Below are 5,487 nucleotides of genomic sequence, written 5' to 3'. Positions count from 1 at the left end.
CCCGGCATACGGCCCGCCCCCGGCATACGGCGCGCCCCCGGCGTACGGTCCGCCCGCCGGTTACGGCCCACCGCCCGGTTATGGCCCACCGCCCAGTTACGGCGGGCCGCCCGGCTACGGCCCGCCGCCCGCTTACGGCGGACCACCCGGTTATGGCCCATCGCCCGGTTACGGCCCGCCCTCCGGTTATGGCCCGCCACCCGGTTATGGCCCGCCGGGTTACGGCAGCGCTCCGTTCGGTCCGCCACTCATCCCCGGGGCGGCCAAACCAGGCATCATCCCGCTGCGCCCACTGACGCTCAGCGACATCTTCAACGGTGCCGTCGGCTACATCCGCGCTAATCCGAAACCGACGCTGGGCCTGACCGCAATGGTCGTGATCGTCATGCAGGTCATCTCACTGCTCACGACGATAGGGCCGTTGACCGCCATCAGCCGACTCCCGTCCGACACTCAGACCGGTTCTGGGGCCGGTTCTGGGGCAGGTTCGGAGGCCAGTCTGGGCGCGCTTGGCGCCTGGACCGCGTCGCTGGCCGGCAGCGCGCTGGTCGCATGGCTGGGCGGGGTGCTGCTCAGCGGAATGCTGACCGTGGTGGTAGGCCGCGCGGTATTCGGCTCGCCGATCACCATCGGCGAAGCATGGGCCAAAGTCCGCGGCCGCCTACTCGCGCTGTTGGGCCTGGCGCTGCTGGAGGCCGTCGGAATCGCGGTCATTGTCGGTCTGGTCGTGGTGATCCTGGTCGGTGTCGCGACCGCGGCCAACGCCGCGGCCGCGGTACTTGTAGGCTTCCCGCTGCTGTTCCTGGTCCTGGTCCTGCTGGCCTACGCCTACACCGTGCTGCTGTTCGCGCCGGTGTTGATCGTGTTGGAGAGACTGCCGGTCTTCGACGCGATCATCAGGTCGTTCGCGTTGGTGCGCAACGGTTTCTGGCGGGTGCTGGGCATCCGCCTGCTGGCGGCTCTGGTCGTCGGCATCGTCGGCGGCGCCATCTCGGCGCCATTCACCGTCGTTGCCGAAATTCTGTTGATGGGAGCCTCGGGCACCACCGCACTGCTGGTCGGCAGCACCCTGTCGTCCATCGGAGGTGCAATCAGCCAGATCGTCACCGCTCCGTTCGTCGCCGGCGTCGTGGTCCTGCTCTACACCGACCGCCGGATCCGCGCCGAGGCATTCGATCTGGTGCTGCAGACCGGTGCGGCCGGTGGTCCCGGCGCCGTCGAATCCAGCGACAGCCTCTGGCTCACCAGGTCGTACTGACGGAAACGATGAGCTGACAGTGCCCTCCATCGACATCGACCGCGATGCCGCGCATGAAGCGGCGCAGCGTGAACTCAACAAGCCGATCTATCCCGAGCACTCGGTGACCGACCAAATCGTCGACAAGATCAACGAATTCTTGATGCGGCTGTTGCAGAAGACCTCTCAGGTATCGGGCGGCTGGTTCACCGTGACCGTGCTGCTCATCCTGGTAGTGATCGGCGTTATTGTCGCCGTCCACATCGCCCGGCGCACCATGCGCACCAACCGCGGCCGCGATCACGGATTGTTCGACGCCGGGCAGCTCACCGCGGCCCAGCATCGGGCGACGGCGGAAAGTTTTGCCGCCGAGGGTAATTGGTCGGCAGCAATCCGGCACCGACTACGCGCGGTCGCACGCGAGTTGGAAGAAACCGGCGTGCTCACTCCGGTTCCCGGCCGCACCGCCAACGAGCTGGCCACGAACGCGGGTACGGCGCTGCCACACCTGACTGCTGAATTGACCCAAGCAGCAACGGCCTTCAACGACGTGACCTACGGGGAACGGCCCGGCACCCAGGCCGCGTATCAGCTGATCTCCGACCTCGATGACCATTTGCGAACACGTCCCGCGGCGGCCTCATCGGTGGCGCAGCCTGCGGTGCCGAATCCTTGGGCGCAAGTCCGGTGACGGCCACCCGCGTCGCGGCCGACCCGCAGCGACAGCGCCGCCCCTGGCGTGCTGTGCTGCTCGTCTTGGCCGCACTCGCCGTCGTCGCGTCGATCACTACGTACCTGACCGCACCCCGACCGGGTGGCACCATGGACCCCGAAGCCACCAGTCCGTCCGGGGCCCGCGCGCTGGTGACCCTGTTACGGGACGGCGGAGTCGAGGTGGTGGTGGCCAACACCGTCGCTGACGTCGAACGCGCGGCACGTCGCGACACACTGCTATTGGTGGCGCAAACCCAGTACCTCACCGACAACACGCTGCTGGGGCGACTGGCCGACGTTCCCGGTGACCTGCTGCTGGTAGACCCCACCACCCGCGCCCGCACGGCGCTGACGCCGAAATTGCGCGTGGGCGCCGCAGGCAAGTTCAACAATGAGCCGGATTGTGCTCTGCCGCAAGCTAACCGGGCTGGACCAGTCAATCTCGGGCCGGCCGACGCGTATCGAGCTAAGGACGATCTGGACCTGATCAGTTGCTACGGCGGCGCTTTGGTCAGCTACCGCGAGTACGACCGCACGGTCACGGTGGTGGGAGCCAGCCATTTCATGACCAACGAGGGGCTTCTGGAAGAAGGCAACGCCGCGTTGGCGATGAACCTCGCCGGCGCGCGGCCTCGAGTGATCTGGTACGCACCCCAGCGGACTGAGGGGCACAGCACCCCGCACGCCTCCATCTTCGATTTGATCCCGGACAACGTGACGTGGATCGTGTGGCAGCTATGGCTGACGGTAATCCTGGTGGCGCTATGGAAGGGTCGGCGGATCGGTCCGCTGGTGGCCGAGGAACTGCCGGTCGTGGTCCGCGCGTCGGAGACCGTCGAAGGCCGCGGCCGGCTGTACCGATCCCGACGAGCCCGCGATCGCGCCGCAGAGGCGTTGCGCACCGCGACACTGCAACGACTGTTGCCCCGACTTGGCTTGGGCCCCAACGCCGCACCTCCGGCGGTGGTGATGACGGTCGCCGAGCGCTGCGGGGCCAACCCGGATCTTGTCCAGTACCACTTGTTCGGTCCACCGCCCACCAATGACAGCGACCTACTGCAGCTAGCCCGTGCGCTCGACGACATAGAAAGGCAGGTCACCCACTCGTGACACAGTCCCCTTCCCCGACCGCAGACTCCGCACGCGAAGCACTGCTGGAGCTGCGCGCCGAGATCGCCAAAGCCGTTGTCGGACAGGACGGGGTGATCAGCGGCCTGGTGATCGCGCTGCTGTGCCGCGGCCACGTGCTGCTGGAAGGTGTTCCCGGAGTGGCGAAGACACTCATGGTGCGGGCAATGGCCGCCGCCTTACAGCTCGAGTTCAAACGGGTCCAGTTCACCCCGGATTTGATGCCCGGCGACGTCACCGGCTCGCTGGTGTATGACACGCACACCGCCGAATTCGCGTTCCGGCCCGGTCCGGTGTTCACGAATCTGCTGTTGGCCGACGAGATCAACCGCACGCCACCCAAAACGCAAGCCGCGTTACTCGAAGCGATGGAGGAGCGCCAGGTCAGCGTGGACGGTGAGCCTAAACTGCTGCCCGATCCGTTCATCGTCGCCGCAACCCAGAATCCCATCGAGTACGAAGGCACCTACCAGCTACCGGAAGCTCAGCTCGACCGCTTCCTGCTCAAGCTGAACGTGATGCTGCCGCCGCGCGACGCGGAGATCGCCATCCTGAGCCGACACGCGCACGGCTTCGATCCGCGCGATCTGTCTGCGATAAAACCGATAGCCGGACCAGCCGAGCTGGCAGTGGGGCGCGAGGCGGTGCGTCAGGTGCTGATCGGTGACGAGGTGCTGGGCTACATCGTCGACATTGTCGGGGCCACCCGCTCTTCGCCCGCCCTGCAGCTCGGGGTTTCACCGCGTGGCGCCACCGCGTTGCTGGGTACGGCCCGATCCTGGGCTTGGCTGTCGGGCCGTAACTACGTGACCCCCGACGACGTGAAGGCCATGGCCCGTCCGACTCTCCGGCACCGCATCATGCTGCGCCCCGAGGCAGAGCTGGAAGGCGCCAACCCCGACGGCGTCCTGGACGGGATCTTGGCCTCGGTCCCGGTGCCCCGCTAGTGATCCTCACCGGACGTACCGGACTGCTGGCGCTGGTCTGCGTCCTTCCGATCGCATTCTCTCCCTGGCCCGCAAGGGCTTTCGGCATCCTGCTGCTGGCGCTGGCCATCTTGGTCGGCGTCGACGTGGTGCTCGCCGCCAGTACCCGCCGCCTGCATTTCACCCGCTCGCCGGACACTTCGGCCCGGCTCGGACAGCCGGTGACGACGGGCCTGCTCGTCCGCAACGACGGCAGGCGCAGGTTCCGCGGCCAGTTGCGCGACGCCTGGCCGCCCAGCGCGCGTGCCGAGCCCCGCACCCATCGTTTGGTTGTGGCGGCCGGCCAGCACCAGCAGCTGGAAACCCGGTTGCGCCCGGTTCGGCGCGGTGACCAGCGCGCGGCGGTCGTGACAGCCCGTTCAATCGGCCCGATGGGCATGGCGGGACGCCAGAGCTCCCGGTCGGTGCCGGGTCAGGTGCGGGTGCTGCCACCGTTCCTGTCCCGCAAACACTTACCGTCGCGACTTGCCAAGTTGCGCGAGATCGACGGACTATTGCCCACTTTGATCCGCGGACAGGGCACCGAATTCGATTCGCTGCGTGAATATGTCGTGGGTGACGATGTCCGATCCATCGACTGGCGGGCGAGCGCGCGGCGCACCGACGTCATGGTCCGCACCTGGAGGCCCGAGCGTGACCGGCGCGTCGTCATCGTCCTCGACACGGGACGCATGGCCGCGGGCCGGGTCGGTGTCGACCCGACGGCGGCCGATCCCGCCGGCTGGCCCCGACTGGACTGGGCGATGGACGCAGCGTTGCTGCTGGCCGCGCTGGCGTCCCGCGCCGGCGACCATGTCGACTTCCTGGCCCACGACCGGGTGAGCCGGGCCGCCGTGTTCGGTGCGTCGCGCACCGAACTGCTCGCCCAGCTGGTCGATGCGATGGCCCCGCTGCAGCCGGTGCTCGTCGAATCCGATTGGCGTGCAATGGTGGCGGCAATTCTGCGCCGTACCCGCCGCAGGTCGCTGGTGGTGCTGCTGACCGACCTTAACGCCACCGCTCTAGAGGAGGGACTTCTGCCGATGCTCCCGCAGTTGTCGGCTAAGCACCACGTGCTGGTCGCCGCGGTGGCAGATCCGCGGGTGGATCAACTGGCCGCTGGACGTTCGGACGCCGCGGCCGTGTACGACGCGGCAGCCGCCGAACGCGCCCGCAACGAGCGGCGGGCCATCGCCTCGCGACTGCGACGCAGCGGGGTGGAAGTGGTCGACGCGCCTCCGACCGAAATCGCGCCCGGCCTCGCCGACCGCTACCTGGCGATGAAAGCCACCGGACAGCTCTGACCAGCCGGACGTCCAGGTCGCGCGCGCCAGGGCCGGCCGAGTGTCGCCCGCTCCATGCCGGCCGAGTGTGCATCTCACGACGCTTCGCCGGCGTGTCGCGTCGTGAGATGCACACTCGCGCGACAGCTAGCCGGTGGGA

Annotated in this window: 5 protein-coding genes; all 5 read left to right on the top strand. The window is 68.0% G+C overall.

Features of this window, described 5'->3' with window-relative positions; all coding sequences use genetic code 11:
• The coding region (locus A5636_RS26720; protein ID WP_065161211.1) for a hypothetical protein at window positions 1–1,258 on the top strand (1,258 nt) is incomplete at its 5' end.
• 19 nt (window positions 1,259–1,277) lie between these two features.
• Window positions 1,278–1,928, top strand: a complete 651-nt coding sequence (locus A5636_RS24330; RefSeq protein ID WP_065161210.1) for a DUF4129 domain-containing protein — start codon at window positions 1,278–1,280, stop codon at window positions 1,926–1,928.
• On the top strand, window positions 1,910–3,061 hold the full coding sequence (locus A5636_RS24325; protein ID WP_065161209.1) for a DUF4350 domain-containing protein: 1,152 nt from the start codon (window positions 1,910–1,912) through the stop codon (window positions 3,059–3,061). Before A5636_RS24330 ends, A5636_RS24325 begins: the two co-directional genes overlap by 19 nt.
• Window positions 3,058–4,026, top strand: a complete 969-nt coding sequence (locus tag A5636_RS24320) for an AAA family ATPase (protein ID WP_065161208.1) — start codon at window positions 3,058–3,060, stop codon at window positions 4,024–4,026. Before A5636_RS24325 ends, A5636_RS24320 begins: the two co-directional genes overlap by 4 nt.
• Window positions 4,026–5,348: a DUF58 domain-containing protein gene (locus A5636_RS24315; RefSeq protein ID WP_065161207.1), complete on the top strand. Its 1,323-nt coding sequence runs from the start codon at window positions 4,026–4,028 to the stop codon at window positions 5,346–5,348. The genes A5636_RS24320 and A5636_RS24315 overlap by 1 nt, the downstream gene beginning before the upstream one ends.
• The last annotated feature ends 139 nt before the right edge of the window (window positions 5,349–5,487 follow it).

This window comes from Mycobacterium asiaticum, assembly GCF_001673315.1.
In the GTDB taxonomy this organism is placed as follows: domain Bacteria; phylum Actinomycetota; class Actinomycetes; order Mycobacteriales; family Mycobacteriaceae; genus Mycobacterium; species Mycobacterium asiaticum_B.
This window is presented reverse-complemented; position numbering and strand designations above follow the sequence as displayed.